22 protein-coding genes and 3 tRNA genes are annotated in these 21,478 nt (G+C 45.1%); 12 read left to right on the forward strand and 13 right to left on the reverse strand.

Annotation, left to right across the window (positions count from 1 at the left end; translation table 11 throughout):
• Positions 1-16 precede the first annotated feature (16 nt).
• Positions 17-2,764 carry an ATP-binding protein gene (locus tag ACUJFL_RS05365; protein ID WP_445428681.1) on the reverse strand — a complete coding sequence of 916 codons (2,748 nt, stop codon included), beginning with the start codon at positions 2,762-2,764 and terminating at the stop codon, positions 17-19.
• 225 nt (positions 2,765-2,989) lie between these two features.
• Here ACUJFL_RS05365 and ACUJFL_RS05370 point away from each other — a divergent pair.
• From ACUJFL_RS05370 to ACUJFL_RS05405, 8 genes are all read left to right on the forward strand, one after another.
• A tRNA-Phe gene (locus ACUJFL_RS05370) sits at positions 2,990-3,065 on the forward strand.
• Between the two features lie 40 nt (positions 3,066-3,105).
• Positions 3,106-3,181 (forward strand) — tRNA-Thr (locus ACUJFL_RS05375).
• Positions 3,182-3,188: 7 nt separating this feature from the next.
• A tRNA-Phe gene (locus tag ACUJFL_RS05380) sits at positions 3,189-3,264 on the forward strand.
• Positions 3,265-3,433: 169 nt separating this feature from the next.
• Positions 3,434-5,593 (forward strand): prolyl oligopeptidase family serine peptidase, encoded by a 2,160-nt coding sequence (locus ACUJFL_RS05385; protein WP_445428682.1) that lies wholly within the window; start codon positions 3,434-3,436, stop codon positions 5,591-5,593.
• Positions 5,594-5,778: 185 nt separating this feature from the next.
• Positions 5,779-6,990, forward strand: coding sequence for a phosphopentomutase (locus ACUJFL_RS05390; protein WP_445426316.1), 1,212 nt, complete (start codon positions 5,779-5,781; stop codon positions 6,988-6,990).
• 13 nt (positions 6,991-7,003) lie between these two features.
• Positions 7,004-7,705, forward strand: a complete 702-nt coding sequence (gene deoD, locus ACUJFL_RS05395; RefSeq protein ID WP_226749701.1) for a purine-nucleoside phosphorylase — start codon at positions 7,004-7,006, stop codon at positions 7,703-7,705.
• Positions 7,706-7,725: 20 nt separating this feature from the next.
• On the forward strand, positions 7,726-8,199 hold the full coding sequence (gpt, locus tag ACUJFL_RS05400; RefSeq protein ID WP_226749702.1) for a xanthine phosphoribosyltransferase: 474 nt from the start codon (positions 7,726-7,728) through the stop codon (positions 8,197-8,199).
• Entirely contained in the window at positions 8,196-8,762 is a 567-nt protein-coding gene (locus tag ACUJFL_RS05405; protein ID WP_226749703.1) for a nucleoside deaminase, read from the forward strand. The genes gpt and ACUJFL_RS05405 overlap by 4 nt, the downstream gene beginning before the upstream one ends.
• Positions 8,763-8,967: 205 nt before the next feature.
• Here ACUJFL_RS05405 and ACUJFL_RS05410 read toward each other — a convergent pair whose 3' ends face one another.
• The 8 genes from ACUJFL_RS05410 to queF form a co-directional block, all read right to left on the reverse strand.
• A complete protein-coding gene (locus ACUJFL_RS05410) occupies positions 8,968-9,195 on the reverse strand; it encodes a VF530 family protein (protein ID WP_445428683.1) in 228 nt (75 codons plus the stop codon).
• 52 nt (positions 9,196-9,247) lie between these two features.
• A complete protein-coding gene (locus ACUJFL_RS05415; RefSeq protein ID WP_445428684.1) occupies positions 9,248-10,255 on the reverse strand; it encodes an isocitrate dehydrogenase in 1,008 nt (335 codons plus the stop codon).
• Between the two features lie 157 nt (positions 10,256-10,412).
• Complete coding sequence (locus ACUJFL_RS05420) at positions 10,413-12,074, reverse strand: hypothetical protein (protein ID WP_226749706.1); 1,662 nt, start codon at positions 12,072-12,074, stop codon at positions 10,413-10,415.
• The gene (locus ACUJFL_RS05425; RefSeq protein WP_226749707.1) at positions 12,055-12,459 is read right to left on the reverse strand and encodes a DUF3192 domain-containing protein; all 405 of its coding nucleotides are present in this window, start codon (positions 12,457-12,459) and stop codon (positions 12,055-12,057) included. The genes ACUJFL_RS05420 and ACUJFL_RS05425 overlap by 20 nt, the downstream gene beginning before the upstream one ends.
• A gap of 6 nt (positions 12,460-12,465) precedes the next feature.
• Positions 12,466-13,275, reverse strand: a complete 810-nt coding sequence (xni, locus tag ACUJFL_RS05430; protein ID WP_226749708.1) for a flap endonuclease Xni — start codon at positions 13,273-13,275, stop codon at positions 12,466-12,468.
• Between the two features lie 2 nt (positions 13,276-13,277).
• Positions 13,278-14,636 carry a nucleotide 5'-monophosphate nucleosidase PpnN gene (gene ppnN, locus ACUJFL_RS05435; protein ID WP_445428685.1) on the reverse strand — a complete coding sequence of 453 codons (1,359 nt, stop codon included), beginning with the start codon at positions 14,634-14,636 and terminating at the stop codon, positions 13,278-13,280.
• Between the two features lie 32 nt (positions 14,637-14,668).
• Positions 14,669-16,225, reverse strand: a complete 1,557-nt coding sequence (locus ACUJFL_RS05440) for a GGDEF domain-containing protein (RefSeq protein WP_255654343.1) — start codon at positions 16,223-16,225, stop codon at positions 14,669-14,671.
• A gap of 414 nt (positions 16,226-16,639) precedes the next feature.
• Positions 16,640-17,482, reverse strand: a complete 843-nt coding sequence (queF, locus tag ACUJFL_RS05445) for an NADPH-dependent 7-cyano-7-deazaguanine reductase QueF (RefSeq protein WP_226749711.1) — start codon at positions 17,480-17,482, stop codon at positions 16,640-16,642.
• Positions 17,483-17,542: 60 nt separating this feature from the next.
• Here queF and syd point away from each other — a divergent pair, with 60 nt between their 5' ends.
• A complete protein-coding gene (syd, locus tag ACUJFL_RS05450; RefSeq protein WP_445426324.1) occupies positions 17,543-18,100 on the forward strand; it encodes a SecY-interacting protein in 558 nt (185 codons plus the stop codon).
• On the opposite strand, the gene ACUJFL_RS05455 is transcribed toward syd, so the two are convergent.
• Both ACUJFL_RS05455 and ACUJFL_RS05460 read right to left on the reverse strand, forming a co-directional pair.
• A complete protein-coding gene (locus ACUJFL_RS05455) occupies positions 18,079-18,861 on the reverse strand; it encodes a DUF2310 family Zn-ribbon-containing protein (RefSeq protein ID WP_226749713.1) in 783 nt (260 codons plus the stop codon). The two genes, syd and ACUJFL_RS05455, sit on opposite strands and share 22 nt — an antisense overlap.
• A complete protein-coding gene (locus ACUJFL_RS05460) occupies positions 18,848-19,150 on the reverse strand; it encodes a hypothetical protein (protein ID WP_226749714.1) in 303 nt (100 codons plus the stop codon). The genes ACUJFL_RS05455 and ACUJFL_RS05460 overlap by 14 nt, the downstream gene beginning before the upstream one ends.
• Before the next feature lie 183 nt (positions 19,151-19,333).
• Here ACUJFL_RS05460 and ACUJFL_RS05465 point away from each other — a divergent pair, with 183 nt between their 5' ends.
• Positions 19,334-19,711, forward strand: coding sequence for a DUF3192 domain-containing protein (locus ACUJFL_RS05465; protein WP_306176970.1), 378 nt, complete (start codon positions 19,334-19,336; stop codon positions 19,709-19,711).
• 7 nt (positions 19,712-19,718) lie between these two features.
• Here the strand turns inward: ACUJFL_RS05465 and ACUJFL_RS05470 are convergent, their stop codons facing one another.
• The gene (locus tag ACUJFL_RS05470) at positions 19,719-19,961 is read right to left on the reverse strand and encodes a DUF2789 domain-containing protein (RefSeq protein ID WP_226749716.1); all 243 of its coding nucleotides are present in this window, start codon (positions 19,959-19,961) and stop codon (positions 19,719-19,721) included.
• Positions 19,962-20,118: 157 nt separating this feature from the next.
• Here ACUJFL_RS05470 and ACUJFL_RS05475 point away from each other — a divergent pair, with 157 nt between their 5' ends.
• A complete protein-coding gene (locus tag ACUJFL_RS05475; protein ID WP_226749717.1) occupies positions 20,119-20,769 on the forward strand; it encodes a GNAT family N-acetyltransferase in 651 nt (216 codons plus the stop codon).
• A gap of 5 nt (positions 20,770-20,774) precedes the next feature.
• The gene (locus tag ACUJFL_RS05480) at positions 20,775-21,113 is read left to right on the forward strand and encodes an Mpo1-like protein (RefSeq protein ID WP_226749718.1); all 339 of its coding nucleotides are present in this window, start codon (positions 20,775-20,777) and stop codon (positions 21,111-21,113) included.
• Here ACUJFL_RS05480 and ACUJFL_RS05485 read toward each other — a convergent pair.
• Positions 21,110-21,406, reverse strand: coding sequence for a DUF3301 domain-containing protein (locus ACUJFL_RS05485; RefSeq protein ID WP_226749719.1), 297 nt, complete (start codon positions 21,404-21,406; stop codon positions 21,110-21,112). The two genes, ACUJFL_RS05480 and ACUJFL_RS05485, sit on opposite strands and share 4 nt — an antisense overlap.
• Positions 21,407-21,478: the final 72 nt, after the last annotated feature.

Below are 21,478 nucleotides of genomic sequence, written 5' to 3' on the forward strand. Positions count from 1 at the left end.
CTGACGCCTGTCAGCATCAATAGCGCTGTTTCACATAATGGATCACGTTATGAAACTGATCGGTTAATTGTTCAATCGTTTCCGCTACCGTACTTAAATCTGCTGTTTCCGCAATCTTCTCTAAACTCAACGCTTTGTTGGCCACTTGTAAAGCCCCGACACTCTTTGCCATGGCTTTTAATTGATGAGCTTCACTTCGAATGCCCTGACGCTGCTGACTCGTGTTTAATTGCGATAATTTCCTAATGACGGGAGTCGCTTCGCTAATAAAATAATTTAAATACTCTTCGTGCTTAACTGGGTCATTACCCAGGCAATTGGCTAAAGTGGTAAAACAAATCGGTGAGAGATTATTTTGCTCAACAGTATCTTGTGCTGATTCTTTAGCACTCTGTTTTAGCGGTAACCATTTTTGCATGACATTTTGTAGCGTGACCAGTTCAATCGGTTTGGTGATATAAGCGTCCATACCCACGCTCAGACATTTTTGCTCTTCGCCTTTCATCGCATTAGCGGTAATGGCGATAATACGAGTAAATTGGCTATCCTCTTGTCGATGTAAATCTTCTAAGCGAATAGCTTTGGTTAAATCATAACCACTGAGATTAGGCATATGCAAATCGGTTAATACCAGTGGGTAATGATACTCACGCCATTTTTCAAGAGCGATAGCGCCATCATCGGCTACTTCGACGGCATAGCCTAAAGCACTTAACTGTTCTACGATGACGCGCTGGTTCATTTGATTATCTTCAGCTAACAAAACCAGTTCACGATTTTTTCGTGCGGTTTCAATACTGGGAGCTTGCAATGAAGCTTGGTTAGTGGGTTGGATAATTTGTTTTGGACGCGCTTTTAGGCCGCAGATAATTTGTACGGCATCGAGGATTTGTGTGCGGCAAATCGGGCTACCATGCACATAAATAACATTATCAAATAGCAAGTCGGCTAATTCAGTTTGGTTAGTGATAATCACAAACTTTACACTTGATAATTTGGGGTGAGTGACCAAATGTGTTATTTCGCTTGCCGATATTTGTTCATAGGTCGCATCCAGCAACCAAATCGTCTGGGTTTTCGCATCTTCTCGTTGATTTTCGGCACGAAGATGCAGAGCCTCTACACTCAGCACGATATCTAAGTTGGCTCCGCAAAATAGCAGGTAGTCTGATAAGTGATGTTGATTATCGCTATCTTGGCTAAACAGGCAAATAGATAAGTCTTTGAGTAAGCTTTGTGACAGATAACGAGCGTTTTCAATGCGGTGCATCGGCAGCCGTACTCGAAATTCAGAGCCTTTGCCCGGTTCACTCTTCGCATCTATCTCGCCATACATTAAAGAGGTGAGGTATTGGCAAATAGATAAACCTAACCCTGTACCGCCAAAACGCCGGGTGATGGAACCTTCTGCTTGGTTAAAGGGCTGAAAAACATAACTAATTTGCCGCTGGGTCATGCCGCGGCCGTTATCGGACACTGTCAATTGGATTTGGCTAAAATCCATGTTCTCTTCTAATAACCGAGCGCTGACCAATACCACACCGGTTTTCTCTGTTGTGGTTTCTGTAAATTTAATGGCGTTACCCGCCAAGTTATACAGAATTTGCCGTAAGCGTACAGGATCGCCCATTAAGCCATCGGGAATGCGCGGATCGATATAAATTTTTAAATCAATTTGTCGCTGATAGGCCACTGAGACTAAGATGCGGCCCACTGCTTCAATGATATCGACCAGCGACACGGGGATATTTTCAAGCTCAAGCTTGCCGGCTTCGATTTTAGAGAAATCCAAAATATCATCGAGGATCCGTAATAACGAAAACGATGATTCTCGGATCGTATCAGTCATGCGATATTGCGGATTACTTAATTCCGTTTTACGTAACAAGTCGATCGTGCCGATAATACCGTTCATAGGGGTACGAATTTCGTGGCTCATGGTGGCTAAAAAAGTCGACTTGGCTTCATTGGCTTTTTCAGCCGTTAATTTTGCAGTTTCTAAGGCATCGGTACGTTCTTTAATGCGATGCTCAACCTCTTGCTTTAATTGGCTGATGTTATCTTCTGAGGCTTTCAAGGCTTGTGTGCTTTGTTGTAGCCGATAAAACACGGTATTGATTTGCTCAGCTAACAGCCCAAAGACATCTTTTTCATGGCTGTCAAAACCGGGTACAAACTGTTCTTTCTCTAAGGCGTTGCGTGTGCCTAAGACCAAAGGCAGTAACCGCTCCCTAAAATATTGCGATAAGTGATAACTGATGCCTGCGAGTAACAATAACCCCGTGACTAGCCCGATAAATAACGCAAATAGAGCGGGTTGATAATTGGGCGGGGGCAGTAATTGTAATGACACTAAAACTTTATTTGTTTGTCCTGGTAAAATGCGGTGCACAATTAGTAAATCGTCTTGGCGAATGGCCATATTTGAGAGGGTCGGCGAGGGCACCACATTTGGTAAATTTTCCGTATTGAATTCAAGCTCTATACCTTTGGCCGTCACGCTGTAAAGATAGAACGCTCGGCTGGGATCATTATTGCGCGCTTGTAAAAATAACTGCTGTTGTAAGACTTTATCATCAGTGGGCACCAGACTAAGGCTTTGTGCCAATACCATACTTTCTGCAGTGAGTCGTTGCAGTTGTTCAGAACTGCGCTGCGCAGAAGCGGTAAACCAGCCAAATAACCATGTTTGAATGGCAAGACAAATAAGTAAAATTATCGCCAACCGAAAAAATATTGGTTTAGTAAAATGGGTGTTTTCCATTGACCTTCCATAGCGTTAAATGAAACAAAATTAACCGAAACTGCAATTTTCTAGCTTAACAAGTTTCTGCCAGCAAAAGCAGTAATTTTAGCAGTTTGTTTTTAGCTTCTCGCAGTATATTTAGTACTCGAAAACGGTCTTTTTGTTCAAGTTATAAGCTGTCAGTATGCTTTTCAAAAATATTTATTGACTTAACTCGGCAAAATCCGTTTAATACGCCGCATTGCCCAGATAGCTCAGTCGGTAGAGCAGCGGATTGAAAATCCGCGTGTCGGTGGTTCGATTCCGCCTCTGGGCACCATGAATTTTGGTGCCATTGTTTAACATTTTACAGTGTCGCTGCCGCTTTAGCTCAGTTGGTAGAGCAACTGACTTGTAATCAGTAGGTCATCCGTTCGACTCGGATAAGCGGCACCATCCTTTTGCCCAGATAGCTCAGTCGGTAGAGCAGCGGATTGAAAATCCGCGTGTCGGTGGTTCGATTCCGCCTCTGGGCACCACTATAGTTAAAACGCCAGCCTCGAGCTGGCGTTTTGCTTTTAAAAATCGAATTGAGGCTCCTATCAATCCACAGAAAATTCCGTTCAGTGAAATAGGCAAACAGCATGGTCTTTGTTAAGCTCTCAGGTGTTAATTCCTATAATCACAATAAAACTGGAGTCCACCTGTATGAAGTTTGCCTTAACCTTATTGGCTGCCGCGGTCTTAACCGCTTGCGGCGGTGCTAAGCAAGATGTCGTCCCGGAGCAAAATGTGACTGTCACTCAGCAACAAAGCACAATTAACTACCCCCAGAGCCGCCAAGGTGATGTGGTTGATAACTATTTTGGTACGCAAGTCGCCGATCCTTATCGTTGGTTAGAAGACGATCGTAGCAGTGAGACTGAAAGCTGGGTAAAAGCGCAAAACGAGAGTACTTTCGCATATTTAAAACAGATCCCATTTCGGGATCAGATCCGCGATAAATTACAGCAATCGTGGAACTATGAGCGGATTAGCGCACCGTTTAAAGAAGGTGATTACACCTATTTTTACAAGAATGACGGTTTACAAAATCAGTTTGTGTTGTATCGCCAAAAAGGCGATGGCGCTGCCGAAGTGTTTTTAGATCCCAATACTTTTAGCGCTGACGGCACAACGTCCATGGCCGATATTCAATTCTCTGCAGACGGTAAACTGGCCGCTTATGCCATTTCAGAAGGCGGCAGCGATTGGCGTAAAGTGATTGTCATCGACACTGAGACCAAGCAACAAATTGGCGATACGCTGATTGATATTAAGTTTAGCGGTATTGCTTGGCAGGGGAACGACGGTTTCTTTTATTCTAGTTATGACAAACCCGATGGCAGTGAACTCTCTGCCATGACTGATCAGCACAAGTTGTACTACCACAAGCTTGGCACGCCTCAATCAGCGGATCCGGTCGTATTCGGTGCCCTAGATGGCCAGAAACATCGTTATGTAGGCGCTGAAGTCACAGAAGATAATCGTTATTTGTTAGTGTCCGCTGCGGTGTCGACGTCGGGTAATAAGCTTTTCGTGAAAGATCTCACCCAACCCAATAGTGAGTTTGTTGCGATTGTTACCGATACCGATTCAGATGTGGATCTCGTGGACAGTGACGGTGATATGCTCATCTTAGCAACTAACCGTGATGCGCCTAATCGTAAAGTGGTGAAAGTGTCGGCAAAAGCACCGCAGCCAGAAAATTGGCAAGTGCTGATCCCGGAAACTGAACATGTGCTGCGTATTAGTAGCGGAGCAGGCTTTTTATTCGCTAATTACATAGTCGATGCGATTGCCAAGGTAAAACAATATGATATGAACGGTCAGTTGGTTCGCGATATCGAATTACCTGGTTTAGGCAGCGTGGGCGGCTTTGGTGGCAAAAAAGAGGCGGATACGCTGTATTTTAGCTTTGCTAACTACATTACACCGGGTTCTATTTATGCGTTTGAGCCAAAAGCGGGTGAAACTTCGCTGTATAACCAGCCGAAAGTGAATTTTGATCCAAGCAACTACGTGTCTGAGCAGGTCTTTTACACCTCTAAAGACGGTACTAAGGTGCCGATGATCATCAGCTATCGTAAAGATTTAAAACGCGATGGCAGCAACCCCACCATCTTGTACGGTTATGGCGGTTTTAATATCAGCCTAACCCCATCTTTTAGCGTAGCGAATGCGGTATGGATGGAAATGGGCGGTATTTATGCGGTGGCCAATATTCGTGGTGGGGGTGAGTACGGTAAAGCCTGGCATAACGCCGGTACACAATTACAAAAGCAAAATGTGTTTGATGACTTTATTGCTGCGGCTGAATATCTGCAAACAGAAAAATACACTTCCAAAGAAAAAACCGCTGTTCGCGGTGGTTCAAATGGCGGTTTATTGGTGGGTGCAGTCATGACACAACGGCCAGAGCTGTTCAAAGTGGCGATCCCGCAAGTGGGTGTACTTGATATGTTACGTTATCATACCTTTACCGCCGGTGCGGGATGGGCCTATGATTACGGTACGTCAGAGCAATCAGCCGAGATGTTTAACTATCTGCAAGGTTACTCGCCAGTACACAACGTGAAAGCAGGTATCACTTATCCTGCTACCATGATTACGACAGCCGATCACGATGATCGCGTGGTGCCTGCGCATTCGTTTAAGTTTGCTGCAGAGCTACAGGCCAAAGCCAGCAAAGCAACGCCTCAGCTTATTCGCATTGACGTTAATGCAGGGCATGGTGCGGGTATGCCGGTGGCGATGGTGATTGATCAAGCCGCAGATATTTACAGCTTTACGCTGTTTAATATGGGCTATAGTCAGTTACCGAAATAAGCGCTTCATGGCGAAGGGTTATGGCGTCTTCGGACGCCATTTTCGTTTTCAGTAGCGATAAGTTGCCAAGGTGTTGCTAAAACGGCCGTGGCGTATTAAGCTGCGTGCCCTTTTTATTTTGTTAGCTTAGCGCTATCTGGCAAAATAACATCGCCAACAATGGCTGTTCTGCACAGGAGTATGTGATGGCAAAAGCAGTAATTTTAGTCCTCGATAGTTTTGGGATCGGCAGTGCGCCGGATGCCGCAAAGTTTGGTGACGAAGGCGCTAATACCTTTGCCAGCATTGCCCGAACCTTTACCGAGCAGAAACAACGAGCCTTGCAATTACCTCATCTTGCGCGTTTAGGCTTGGTAAAAGCCTGTACCGCCGCCAGTCAGGGCCAAGCACCGACAGTCGCCGATGCCAGTTCGCTGCATGGTGCTTATGGCTATGCCCGTGAGCTGAGTAGTGGTAAAGATACACCCAGTGGTCATTGGGAAATGGCCGGTGTTCCGGTGTTATTTGATTGGGGCTATTTTAGCGCTAAAACAGACAGCTTCCCGCCAGAATTAATTACCGAGTTATGCCAACGCACCGGTGTGAGCGGGATCTTGGGTAATTGTCACGCCTCGGGCACCGATATTTTAGTAAAACTGGGCGATGAGCATATTAAAACAGGCCAGCCGATTTGTTACACCTCAGCTGATAGCGTGTTTCAAGTGGCTGCACATGAAGAACATTTTGGTTTAGCGCGTTTACTGCGCTTTTGTGAAGTGGCCCGTGAACTGCTCGACAAATATAATATTGGCCGCGTCATTGCTCGGCCTTTTACGGGTACTGCGCCAGAGAACTATGCCAGAACGGGTAATCGTCGTGATTATTCAGTATTACCACCTGCGCCGACTGTACTCGATAAATTGGTGCAGCAAGGTGGTCAGGTGATCAGTATTGGTAAAATTGCCGATATTTTCGCGCATCAGGGTATTTCGCAATCGTTAAAAGCCAATGGTTTAGCACATTTGGTCGATACCACTTTAGCGCAAATGGCCAAACAGCCGGATAACAGTTTAATTTTTACCAACTTGGTCGATTTTGACCAAAACTTTGGCCATCGCCGCGATCCTATTGGTTATGGCGAGGCATTAGAGTATTTCGATAGCCGCTTGCCAGAGCTGATTAATGCCTGTGATGAAGATACCTTGTTATTACTTACCGCTGACCATGGTTGCGATCCCACTTGGCCGGGTACTGAGCACACACGCGAATATGTGCCGGTGCTGGTTTACAAACAAGGGTTAAACGGTGTTGATCTTGGCGAACGCATGAGTTTTGCTGATATGGGCCAAACCTTGGCCGACTATTTCGCGCTGGATGCCATGGCATACGGTGCATCTTTCTTAGCTGATTTGAATTAATTAAAGAGAAATTATGGCAACTCCACATATTAATGCCCCTGCGGGCGCTTTTGCTGAAACCGTGTTAATGCCTGGCGATCCACTGCGGGCAAAACATATTGCTGAAACGTTTTTAGAGGATGCCGTTTGCGTTAACACGGTACGTAATATGTTTGGCTATACCGGTACTTATAAAGGTAAAAAAGTCAGTGTATTAGGTTCAGGTATGGGCGTGCCGTCTATGTCTATTTATGCCACTGAATTAGTCAAATTTTACGATGTAAAAAACATCATCCGTATCGGTTCATGTGGTGCTTTACCGTTATCGGTTAAAGTGCGTGATGTGGTAATTGGTATGGGCGCGAGCACCGATTCTATGGTTAACCGTAATCGTGTTGGCGGTTTAGATTTTGCCGCAATGGCCAGTTTTGGTTTGTTAGAAAAAGCCGTTGCCGCAGCCCGTGCTAAGTCAATTGATGTCAAAGTGGGTAACGTGTTCACTTCAGATTTATTCTATAACCCCAGTGAAACGTTATTCGATACCCTCGAAAAATACGGTGTGTTGGCCGTGGAAATGGAAGCCGCCGGTTTGTACGGTGTGGCAGCAGAGTATGGCATTAATGCATTAGCCATTTTTACCGTGAGTGATCATATCCGAACCGGTGAAGCCTTAAGTGCCGAGTTACGTCAAACCAGTTTTAATGAAATGGTTGAAGTCGCCTTAGGCTGTCTGTAAACAACGAGGGATTGCTGATTATGTCATTAACCACCAATAAAATGTTTTATGTGTCTTGGGAAGCGTTTCATCGCGCCACGAAAGAGCTGGCACGTCAGTTGTTAGCCGAAGACTTTGATGCCATCGTCGCGGTAAGCCGGGGCGGTTTAGTACCAGCAGCCATCTTGGCGCGTGAGCTGAATATTCGTACCGTCGATAGTATCTGTGTGGCCAGTTACGATCATGATAAGCAAGGTAGTTTAACGATCTTAAAAGACGCGCAGTTAGCCGATTCGGCCAAACTGTTAGTGGTCGACGATTTGGTCGATACCGGTGAAACGGCAAAGGCACTGCGCGAGCGTTTTCCGCTGGCGCGTTTTGTTACGGTATATGCCAAACCACAGGGTAAGCCGTTAGTGGATAACTACGTCACGGATATCGAGCAAGATACTTGGATCCAGTTACCTTGGGATATGGAGTTAGCCTACAGTAAACCACTGGCCGAGGAAGTATGAGCCTTACTCAACTGACTTTAACGCTGCCTGACTGGATCAACGAGGTAGTTGATTGGCAGCAGACGTATCAAAACGATCAGCAAAAAATGGCGCTAGCCATAGAGTTATCTCGGCAAAACGTATTGCGTGGCACGGGTGGCCCTTTTGGTAGTGCGATTTTTGATATCGAAAGCGGAAAGTTACTCAGTGTAGGGGTTAACCGGGTCATGCCGTTAAGTAACTCCACTGCCCATGGCGAGATGATGGCGATTATGCTGGCTGAGCAATCACTGCAAAGCTTTAGCTTGTCTGCAGATGGTGTTAAGCGCGAGTTGTTTACCTCCTGTGAGCCTTGCGCTATGTGCTTAGGCGGCACCTTGTGGAGTGGGGTGAAGCGTTTGGTCTGTGCGGCAACCGCCGATGATGCGCGAGCGATTGGCTTTGATGAAGGCCCTGTATATGAGCAAAGCTATCAATATCTAACCGATGTGGGTATTGAAGTGGTGCGGTTAGTTGAGCGTGATGCCGCAGCTGCAGTGCTACAGCATTATTTGCAAGAGGGTGGCACCATTTATAATGGTTAAGCTACCACAATAGCATTAATAAAAAAGCCAGCGTTAGCATAATACCGATCATTTAGTGTTTAGCATGACGAGGTTTGCTCACATCAACACGCCATGAATCATCCCTGAGGCTCGATTCCGGCCATCCATGGCCTTCAACGGTTGATTTAGAGCAAACAGGTCATGCTTAACTGACTTTAATTAAGCGTTAGCTGGCTTTTTCCATTCAATTAACCTTGCTATACAGTTTATTGCTGATAAAAAGCGCTTCGACTTTTTCGCGTGCCCATGGGGTACGCCGTAAAAACTTTAGGCTACTTTTTACCGACGGATCTTTTTTAAAGCAGTTAATGTCAATCTGCTCTGCCAGCTTGGGCCAACCATAATGCATCACTAACGCAGTAACAATTTGTTCTAGCGTAACGCCATGCAAGGGGTTATTTGTTTGTGTCATGTGGTTTCCCATTACGCCAGCGGCAATCGCTGCTGGCGCTGGCTATCAGATGTTATAAACGTTCGATCAGGGCTGCAGTGAAGTCGGTTGTGCCGAAGCTACCCCCTAAATCACGCGTGGTGCGATCACCGCTGGCGATCACGTCAGTTAATACCGCTAAAATCTTATCGGCTTTATCTTTCATACCTAAGTATTCTAGCATCTGAATGGACGCTAAGATCACTGAACTTGGGTTTGCTAGGTTTTTACCCGCAATATCTGGCGCGCTACCGTGCACCGCTTCAAAGATGGCACAATCTTTACCGATATTCGCACCTGGCGCCATGCCTAAACCACCCACAAGGCCTGCACAGAGATCCGATAAAATATCACCAAATAAGTTAGTGGTCACAATTACGTCAAACTGCTGTGGGTTCATGACCAGTTGCATACAAGTGTTATCAACGATCATTTCTTGAACTTCGATATCCGGATACGACTGAGCAACCTCGCGCGCCGTTTTCAGGAATAAACCTGAAGTCGATTTTAAGATATTGGCTTTGTGCACGATGGTGACTTTTTTGCGGCTTTCGCGGCGTGCGGTTTCAAAAGCAAACTCGGCAATACGGCGCGCGCCTTCTTTAGTGACAATGCTTGACGCTTGCGCAGTTTGACCATCTTCTGACACGGTTTGGCCATGGCCTGAATACATACCTTCGGTATTTTCACGAATGGTAATAATATCGATATTTTCGTAACGGGCTTTGGTGCCTTTAAATGAGATCACCGGGCGAACGTTAGCGTACAGGTTAAACTTTTTACGTAAGGTTACGTTAATTGAAGTAAAGCCTTCACCTACTGGCGTGGTTAAAGGGCCTTTGAGTGTGATCTTGTTTTTAAGAATAGCGTCTAAGGTGGCTTGTGGTAGCAATTCACCGGTTTTTTCCAGCGCGGTCAAACCGGCATCCACGTATTCGTAGTCAAAATCACAACCGGCTTTTTCCAGTACTTGAATCGCGGCTTCAACAATACTTGGGCCAATGCCATCGCCTTTAATCACGGTAATCGTTTGCTTGCTCATGGAAATCCTTAGCTGTATATTTTTGATATTTATAGTCAGGCGTCGGCCTGAAAGCGTTCTCATTATAGCGCTGCAGCGGGTTTTAAGCCAGTTTACCGCGCAGGATAGCTAGTCACGACTTTGATAGGTGCTATAAGTTTGGTGAATGTAAATTGTGTTAGGCAAATTCACTATTTAGCGGATAAAACAGCCCGTCGTACTGCAGCAGCAGTTGCTGCCATTCTTTTAATGATTTAAGCGGTAATGATAGCGTAGTTGTGGCTTGTTGAAGCAGATGTTGGGTGCTCTGCTGCGCCATCGGATAACAAAATACGCTAAATGTCAGCTGCCAGGCCAACCGTAAGAGCAAGCCTTGTTGCTCGGCCAAGGTCCAAGGCATCCCTTCGATATGTTGTGTATATTGACACATGGCGCCTTCAGCCCAACTTTCTAACTGATAATGATGCAATAGTGCTGCCGTCAAACGCTGACTTTTAACCGGTTCCAGCAGGTATTTTTGTACGAGTTGGCTCAGTAAATGTTGATGTTGGACGAGACGACTGGCCGGTACGGCTTGCAGGCTAGGGTGATGCCACAGTGGCGTACTGGCACAACAGGCGATTAAGCCTGCTTGTTGCTGTGATAAGGGTTGTGCTAAGTGTTGGCCTAATAGGAATAAGCTATGATACAGCGCCTGTTGTAATTGCCATAACCAAGCATGCTGATTACTGCGCTGGCATTGCAGGTAAAACTGCAGTTCGGCGCGTGCTACCGCAAGCGGCAACTGTGCTTGACCGAAACTGGCAAGCGCATGACGTAAATTGTTCACTGCAACTTTCTGCCGATTACTGGCAGTGGCATTCTCGAGTAACAATTGAGCAATAGCCGGATGCTTTTCCAGTAAGCTAACCTGAGCATTTAAATCGCTGTGACTTAAACTGCCTAAAATAGACTGCTGCATTAGGTCATTTGGGTTGAGTATGGGCACTTCGGGTCGCTTTGGCATACTGACTTTAGCTAACCAGTGTTGCTGTATCAGCTTAGCCGGTGGCAAAATATTCAATTCATCCAAATTACGTTTAGTCGGATGCTCCGCTAAACGTTGGTGTTCTGGCCAGTATTGCAACGCCTGATAGCCTTCGCTGTGATTATCCGCATGGCAAAGTAGCCAAAAGTTGTCTTGCTCATCGCTGGCAACTCGACCACACAAGAACAATGCAGGTGCATAGTGTATTAACTGACTGATTTCGGTTAACACTAACTCATCATTAGAACCGATAATCCAGCGCGCTAACAGTACTTCTAAAGCCGGTGCGCTGCCCTTTTCAGGTTGTAATTGATAACCCAGCTCAATGGCTAAGGTTAATAGTGGGCTGTCGTGATGCACCTGCCAAGGTAGGCGTTTTTGTAAGCGATGAAAAGTGCCAGCGAGTACCGTGGTAATAATGCCGCCGATTTTATGTTCTTTCAGTTTTTTGGCTAATTGTAATGCCGCTGGTATCTTATTGTGTACTGTTCTACAACCGGCCAATAACACGGCTACCCCTAATAGATCGCGTCGTGCTTTAGGCCAATGTTTCAGGCGAGTCCATAGCATCAACAGCACCCAACTTTTGATGGTGCGATTTACCGTAGCCGGTTCTTCCGAGGGAATATAGGATAATTGCGCCATTGCTGCGGCTAAATTAATTTCACTACTTTGTTGCAGTTGGATATGCAGTTCTCGCGCTTGTTGAATAACCCTTTGCAAGGTTTCAGGTGTATCGGCTTGCGCTAGCGCTTGGCTTAACAAGGGCAGTTGTTGGTAACTACGTAGCCAATTAATCGATTGATCCGGCATGCGGTTGCTGCTCCAGATAGTGTTTCGTGGCGTCGTCACCTATGGCGGTCAGTTGGCGATTAATAAATAATAAGGCGGTACATTCGTCTGCAGTGGTAATACCGTCTGCAGCTTTACGATGAGTACGATAGTACAATAGTTGATAAACTTGATTATTAAGCACAAAGGCTTCGGTAATATCGGGGCTGCCTAAACGATTGATCAGCGCATCCTGCGCGAGGGGTTGCTTCAGATCAAGGCGTTGTATCACTTTAGCATTAAAAGATTCGCGGTCTTGCCAATTCATTTGAGTCGGGTCATCGGGATAAAAACGCAAAATAGCGAAAGTACTCACAAAATAGAGTACAACACCAGCAGCAAACCATAGCAGGGTTTTAAATTTCATAAGCGACTACGATGACTCCGTTAAGCGTATATCTTGTAAGTTTAAACCCAGCTCTAATTGAGTTTGCAATGTCAAAATTTGAGTATAAAGAATAATATCTTGTTTTTGCTCAGTGATTTTTAGTTTCAATTTTTTCGGGCAATCAGGGTGTTGCAAGGCATCATTTAAGCTGCGGCCTAGTGCCATAAATTCTTCAGCACCTTTGGGGCCCACACCGTTTACTCCCGGGATATTATTGGTACTATCACCCACTAAGCTCCACCAACTGACGAGTTGCTCTGGCTGCACACCAAACTTTTCTTTTACCTGTTCGCGGCTGACATAGTGTCGGGCGAAAGGATCATAAATCTCAACACCTTGGCCTAGTAGCGGTAAATAGCCTTTATCGGTTGACACAATAACCACGTCTTGTTGGTGCTGGCGTATCTTGGTGGCAATAGTGGCAATCACATCGTCTGCTTCATATTCAGCCTGATGAAAGCATTTCACGCCGCTTAGCTCGGTAGCGGTTAATAAGTCGGGCAGGGCAGCGGCTAAAATACTGGGCATGGGCTTACGATTGGCTTTGTACAGGGCGCATAATTTTTGTCGCCACTGGCTGCTATTGTCACCGTCAAATACCATTAACGCATGAGTGGCCTGCAGCTCTTGGCGCAGGCGGCTTAACGTTTGCAGTAGCATTTGTTGAGTATTACTAATGATTTGCTGACGCGTACCCTCTGCGACTTCTTCCGCTAAAGGCAGGTAGGGGCGCTCTTGTACCGCATACAAGCGACGGATCAGGTTAAGCGCATCTAATAGTATTACTCTAGCCATAATTATTGAGAGATCCGATAACAGGGTTCGTATTTGCTGCCAGGCAATTTCATGCGACCTTGCTCAACAAAAGCCGCCAATAATTTATCCATCAAACGCATTAAAACTGGCTCGCCACTGAGAATAAAGGGGCCATGCTGACGAATGGCTTTTATGCCCTCGTCTTTAACATTACCGGCCACGATACCCGAGAATGCGCGGCGTAAATTAGCCGCTAGTTTCGCTTTGTCCTGATCGAGGTGCAAGTCGAGTGCGGCCATATTCTGATGATTTGGGATAAAAGGTTGTTGAAAATCAGGGGCGATATCCAAGGTCCAATTAAAGTGGTAAGCGTCACCTACGGATTTACGATAGGCTCGCACATCCTGACAACCTTGTTTTAAGCGTTTTGCCACAGCCGCCGGATCATCAATAATGATTTCCAGCAAGGCTAATGCCTCAGCGCCAAGTGTTTGCTGGATAAAATCGGCAATTTCATTAAAGTAAGCTGCACTACTGGCAGGGCCGGTTAAAACGATTGGAAGGCGTTGCTCAGCGTTACGTTTATCTAGCATGATGCCGACCAGATACAGTAACTCTTCCGCTGTACCAGCGCCCCCTGGGAAAATAATAATACCGTGTGCCACGCGCACAAAAGCTTCTAAGCGTTTTTCGATATCTGGCAAGATCACTAATTCATTTACAATCGGATTGGGTGGCTCGGCAGCAATAATACTGGGCTCGGTTAAACCTAAATAGCGCCCATTTCGAATACGTTGTTTACTATGGCCAATGGTGGCCCCTTTCATTGGGCCTTTCATCGCGCCCGGGCCACAGCCAGTACAAATGTTTAAACCGCGTAAACCGAGTTGATAACCCACCTCTTTCGTGTAGTGATATTCTGTTTCGCGGATAGAGTGGCCTCCCCAGCAAACAATCATATCCGGTTCACTGGTGGCATCGATGACACGAGCATTCCGCAAAATATCAAACACACTGTGCGTCAGATGCACGCCATTATTAAAATCTAAAGGGTGAGTTTCGCCGCTATGACGGGTGTGATAAAACAAAATATCGCGTAACACCGCAAACAAGTGTTCATGGATCCCTTTGATAATTTTGCCATCGACAAAGGCGCTTTGCGGAGGATTGTTTAATTCAATTTTGATGCCGCGCTCGCGGCTGAGTAACTTAATCGAAAAATCTTGATATTGTTCGTAGATTTCCGCTGAACTGTCGGTATGGCTGCCGACATTCAGCACCGCAAGGGCGCAATTACGAAACAGTTGATAAGTGTCGTTTTCGGTATTTTGTTGTAAACGTTCAACTTCTAATTGGGATAATAAATCCATAGCACCCAATGGGTTAAGGTGTACTTGCATCGGCAATCTCCTGATTGCGGGCAACAGCGTTGTTACTTTAATGCTATTTGGTCCCGTCCGCCCTTTTTGGCGAGGTATAAGGCTTCATCGGCGCGGTCGAATGCTTGGCGCGGTTGTTCACCGGCTAAAAACTCTGTGGCTCCGAAAGAAATGGTAATACGCACATGTTCATTTTTAAATTTAAACGGAATTTTTTTGATTTTTTCTCTTATTAAATTAAGTGGCTCACTGGTTTGACTCAGTTTAGTATCAGGCATGATGATCACAAATTCTTCGCCACCGTAACGGGCTAAAAAATCTGTTTGTCGTATCGATTGTTGTAGTATTTTGGCAATAACCCGAAGGGTTTTATCACCGGCACTGTGGCCGTAACTGTCATTAATTTTCTTGAAAAAGTCTACATCACCTAAAATAATACATAGCGGCGTGCCTTGGCGTAGCCAGCGTTTAAATTCTAGATCTAGGCGAGCTTCGTATGCAGCACGATTTGGGATCCCCGTTAAAGTATCACGAGCACTGCGAATACTTTGCTCGGCGAGACGTTCTTTAAAACTTTTAGCATCGCGCTCTAATTCTTTGACGCGGCTCTCCATCACAACCAAGCTGCCCAGCAGCTTCTTTCTCTCTTGTTGTTCTAGCCGTTCTTTTTCATTTAATGACTCGGTTAAATCATTCATTCGCACGATAACCAAGCTTTTAAGTTGTTCTAAAGACTGTGCTTTTTTAGTTTGTTTGCCTAGGTCATCGATTTGATTTTCGATTTTTTGATTTAGCGTGGCGAGTTTTTGTTGAAAATGCCCTGAATCTAGTAAGGTTGCTTCAACAGCTTGTTGCACACTGGCAAGGGCTGCATTCAACTTTAATAAAAAGTTTTCAGAGGATTGCCGCTCTTCTTGCAAGCCATTGGCGATAATGTTGATGGTGGTTAAACAGGCATTAAAGAGGTCTTCAATAGTCAATGAACCGAGTAAACTGGCCTTGATTTGTTCGGCAGCAGGAGCGTGTTTTTCGGTAAAGGTGAGCTCGCTCAGTAAATTACTCAGTTCTAAAGTCAATTGCCGACAAACATGCGCATAGCGCTCATGCTCATCATGACCATCACTTAAAACGTTGCTGTTTTTGGCATCCTGATGCGCACTTAATGCGGTTTGGTAAAGTTGCGTAAGGTGCGTCAGTTGCGGCAAAAAAGCTTGTAAAGTTGCGGTGGGCTGCTCAACTTTACTTAACAGTTGGCGTAAATCGCGGCGTAACTGATCAGGTAAACCCCGCTGTTGTTGCAGCATTTTGCCTGCTTGGGTCAGTTCTTGTTGGATCTTAACAATCTCAAGCTCTTGTTGCTTTTCAAGCGCTTGCAAGCTGCTGCTTATATCATTAATTAAAGGTAAGACATTTTCCAGATCTGCACTTTTACTTAGCGCACTGCGTAACTTTGCTAGTCGATTATCCAGTTCTAAATCAATGCCTTTTGTTAGTAGGGATAAGCGTAATACAAGCTGCGAAAGCAGTGAAAACTGCTTTTGGTAAGTTTGCTCTAAGGTTTTTCGAGCAGAAACGGCTTGGCTAAGTTGTTGCTTCAGGTCTTGTTGCAATGCAGCCACCTTACTAAGGGTTCCAAGAGTCTTGATGGATCAAGTATATCCCCAGAGTGGGCTAAGAAGGTAGCGTAATGCTAAAAAACTTAAAGTAAAAAGCGAGCTTAAGCTCGCTTTTCGATATTTCTTATTATTTTAGCTTGGCTTACTTTGTTAGGTAGTAAGGCAGCCAGCTAGTTTCTTCTGTAGGGGTAAGATGTAACATTATCAGGTTCCATTTTGCTATTGCCTGTTGTCAGCATCAACAGGTGTGACTATTAAAACAGAATCACCTCTGAAATGAAAGTGCACGTGTAATATTTCTTATTGGCTTTCATGTTTTAGCATCATTTTACTGAATTAAAGCCGTAAAGAAGCTAAAAGACAGCGATATGCTGTCTTTTTGTGTGTTGGGGTACGTGATGGGTTACATTATTGGCGGCTTAAACGAATATTGGGTGCCTGATAAGGCTCACTGCTGCGTAATGGATTAATATCTAAGCCACCACGGCGTGTATAGCGCGCATATACTGCTAAAAATTCGGGCTTGGCAAAGCGCCATAAATCCGTGTAAATGCGTTCTACACATTGTTCATGAAATTCGTTATGGCTGCGGAAGCTGATTAAATATTTTAATAAGGCTTCATGCGATAGTGCTGGGCCGCGATAATGAATATAAATACTGGCCCAATCGGGTTGCGAGGTAATTAAGCAATTTGATTTTAACAAATGCGAATGCAGCTTTTCATCAACGCGATCTCGGTTCGGATCTAATGCCAATAGGCTGGCATCGTACTGATACTGGTCAACGCTAATATCTAATTCATCTAAACAGATACCTGGGATCCAGGTTGCTTGAAACGCCATAATTTCACTTACATTATGCAGGCTAACTTGCACTGGCTTACCAGCACACGCCGATAAGTCTTGTTGTAATGCTTGATAAACTTGACCTAAATCAGCAAAGCGGCTTTGATTAAAGCTGTTTAAATATAATTTAAAGGATTTAGATTCAATTAAGTTGGCCGAGTCTACCGGGACCACAAAAGTCGCCAGCGCCACCATGGGTTTGCCTTTGGCGTTTAACCAAGATAGTTCGTAACCGTGCCAGATATCTTGACCAACAAAGGGCAGGTCAGCATCGCTTATGCCAAGTGTTTGGCGGCCTAAGCTACGAGGAACCGCTTGTAAAAGCGTAGGAGTGTAGTGATCAACATAATCGGTAATCTTGCCTAGACTTAAGTCGGCCAGAATGTCGGTATGGCTTTTTGTCATTTCTCTGTCTTTTTAGCTACAATACCGCGCATATTATCATAACTGTCCCGAGGAGTAGAGGTGTCTACTGAACAAGCGTTGGCAAAATTTATCGAACACAGTGTCACTTGGCATCAGGCCACGGCGCAGCCATTAACGGCATGGGCCGATCCAGCTAGCCCTTCTCCTTGCCAACAGCAATGGTTAGCCGAGGATCAGGTCAGTTGGCTACCTGTTGCCCAGCAACCCGCCGCGGATTTTAGCAATATTGAGCAAGCATTAGAGTTAATGCTGCATCCCTCCATTAAAGCTTTTTACAGCTGTTTTTATGCAGCGAATATGGCCGCAGGGCATCCACGTGGCAAGTTAGCTTTACTATTGCCTTGGAATCAAGATGATATTAGCCGTTTGCAAGAAAACATTATTGGTCACATTTTAATGAAGCAACGCTTAAAACAGCGAGCTACGGTATTTTTTGCCGTAACTGATGACGCCAATATTATGTTGTCGGTGTTAAATAGCACCGGCGAGGTATTCTTAGAGCATGTTGGAAAAGAAGTCTCGGAAAAAATTGCCGATGATCTGCCGTCGTTTCTAGCCAGTTTAACTCCTCAAGTTTACGACGCTTGTTTTGACTGACACTCCCACGCGATATTACTGAGCAATTGGCAGTTATCGCATTGAAAATCAAACATCTCGAGTCGTGGCGTCGCCAGACGCCAATCAGCTCCACAGCCGGGACAACATTTATTAGCGTCTTGCTGACAATCCGAACTGCTGCCACTGTAAAGGGCATACCAGATCGGCAGCTGATTAAGTCGACTGATCTGCTGTGCCAATTGGCGGCCGCGTCGATTTAATTTGCTATGTAATTGCTGCAGACTGTTTTCGGCGATCTTCGGTAGTACCCGATCTTCTTGTAACTGTATTTCATCTAAGGCCTGATATTGGATCTGCCAGCGGATCAATGCTTCAAAATCGTCTTCTGCTGCGGTTAACCAAAAGAGTGGCACGGGTCGCAAGGTTTCAGCACAACGTAAAGGTGAGCAGGTATCGGCGAAGCTAGTAAATAATATCAGGCTCTTGGGAAGGGTTTCACAGGTTTGCTGTGACATCAAATCAGCGCCAAGTAAGGTGTGTTGGGCATAGCCAAGGCCCGCCTCGGTTAATTGTTGCTCAGCATATCGTACTCTATTACTGTGCCATTTGCTGGTAAGCGCATCTTGGCTGGCCAGTACAACCCGGCTGCTAAACGTATCTTGTTGCCATGCGGTAGGAAACTCTCTGCCTAATACTTGGCCATTAAAGATCAAGGCTTCAATATAAGCACGGATAGCTTGTTCTGCCTGCGTTAAATCGGTATCAGCGATGACCCGAAACCGTAACTCAGCGAGATACATTATTGTTTTCTAACAGGCTGATTAATAAATCGAGTTTCTGTTCAATGCGGTTAAGCTGGCTGCTCATATCTTGCTCGGCATTGATGGGCCGACTAAATGCCAGATCGGCGACCAATGCAGGATCTTCTTCGGCGATCGGCTGCTGGCGCCATTGCTGGTATGCTGTAAACAGTTCTGGTGCATTAAGTTGCCCAGTTAGTTTCGCTTTAAATAGCGCTAAGCTGGGCTTTTTGCCTTCTTGACGCAATTGGGCTGCAGCGTGTTGTAATAAACGGATAGCTGTGGTCATAGCGGATCGTCTGGTTCACCAAAAAGTAGTTTAATTTACCACTCCCTTGGCCTTAGCAAAAGCCCTATGTTTTTAAGTTGCTGAAATTAATAATATTTTAAAATTGGTGTCAATTTTGCTTGGTTTGGCGTGTTAAGTATCATACTTTATTGATTACTGGCATTACTTAGAAGGAGAAGATTTATGTCGGGTATGGGCACTAAAATGATTAAAGCCGGTGTAGTGGCGTTTCTGGTGTTGGGGTTAAGTGGTTGTGTCGTGGCTATTGGCAATACGGATGAGCCAAAAAATCAATTGGCTTCAGATAAAGCACAACATGAAAATTTGAAAAAAATTAACCAGTTACAGTTAGGCTTTTCCGTAGCAGAAGTAAAAACTTTACTCGGTGCACCTGATTTCACCGAGGCCTTTCAAAAAAACGGCGAGCAAGTTCAAGTGCTGTTTTATCGCACACAACTTAATCGCCGAGATAATAAAACCACGAAAGATGAATGTACGCCTATTGTATTTCATGGCGATCAACTCAGTGGTTGGGGTGAGAAAGCCTACAATTATTTATAAGTAGCGGTTATTGCGCAGCAACTTGATGTAGTTGCGCATTTAATTGATCAATCACTTCGCACCATTCTGCATCATTTCGTAGTGCCTCATTAATAAAGCTCGCCTGCGCCTCATTCCAGTAGGGTGCTTTGGCAATGTTGGTGTCTTCGGTTAATTGGTGCGTTTGAATAAAGTCTTCAATCGCTTTAGTACTATTGGCTAAACCGAGTTGCGCGAATAAATTTTCTAACGTGGTTGCTGTGGTATCCATTTTTTACTCCTGTTTGACGTTAAGAATAGTATTTATTACCGTTTTTGCACGGTGATTTAGCGTGATTAACGATACATCGGCTGTAAAAATCATACTTGGCAACCTAGCATGACACTGCTATTGTGAATAAAAAAACAACAACAATAGCAGGTGCCGCATGTTAGCTCAGGTAACTAATTTTGAACCCTCTCAATTAACGGCCAGTTTGCTGGCAGGCGAAGATTTAAAACTGGCTGCTTCCGTGTTATATCAGTCTTATCATGATGACCCACTTTTTATGGAAATTTTTCGTGCTGCTGACACGGATTATGAAGCTCGTTTGCGCTCCGCTATTCGCGAAGAGCTGAATACTTTTTGGCAAGCCGGGCAGCCAATCATCGGCTTGTTTAATCAAGAGCAGTTACTGGGTGTAGCCTGTGTAGTCGGGCCAGATTCAGGCATTGGCAGCAGTCGTTTGTGGCATTGGCGTTTAAAAATGCTGTTAACTGCCGGCTTTGTTTCTACCAAACAGCTGTTAAATAAAGAAGAAAAAATTCATGCGGCAATGCCGGCAAAACGCTATCACATGCTGGCTTTTATTGCCGTGGCGCCGAAATATCAGCATGCGGGGTTGGGTCATTATTTAATTGCGGCCGTGGATGGCTTAGTTGATGAAGATCCGTCGTCTGCAGGGATTGGTGTTTTTGTCACATTAGCAAAGTACCACGCTTTTTTTGCAGATGAGCAATATCAAAAAGTCAGTGAGCTTGCTTTTGGCTCAGTCAGTGGCACTTTAATGTTTCGCGCCCGTCAGTCGGTTCAAGGTTAAACGGTATGGCACGTTTTACCTGTTTTGCCGATTTTTATCCCTATTATTTAAGCGAGCATGCCAATCCGCTATGTCGGACTTTACATTATATGGGTAGCAGTTTAGTGCTCGTCGTGCTGTTTTGGGCAGTGTTAACACAACAGTGGCTATGGCTGTTCAGTTTACCTGTCATCGGTTATGGCTTTGCTTGGTTGGGCCATTTATTGTTTGAGCATAATAAACCGGCCACGTTTAACTATCCTTTCTATAGTTTGGCAGCCGATTGGGTGATGTATAAAGACTTTTTAACTGGCCAGTTAAGCGGCAAATTACAACACCTGGCCCGGACATCGCCCCCGTCTTAAATACGATGCGCGGGTAAAGTAAAATTTGCCACACGCATGCCGCTTAATAGCAATTCTGCTTGATAGCGGCTCTCACCATCACTGCTAAAGTCAACCTGATAGCTGGTGAGTAAGCGCCAACCTTGCTGCAATTTGCGAAAATGATGGCGATTGCGGCCACACTCTAAAAATTGTAATTGATGCTGTTGACATAATTGGCGAGCTAACACAAAAGCTCGCTCATCTTGTTTACGTTGCATCCAAAACCCATAAATTACGCTGACTAACAGCAGTAGTAACCAAATTGATGTCATTGCTTCTCCTTGTTAGCCACATAATGGCGTTTGCTTCGCGGTTTTACAAGATGCTGCGTTGCAGCGGCAATG

The sequence above is a fragment of the Alishewanella sp. HL-SH05 genome, from assembly GCF_052655985.1.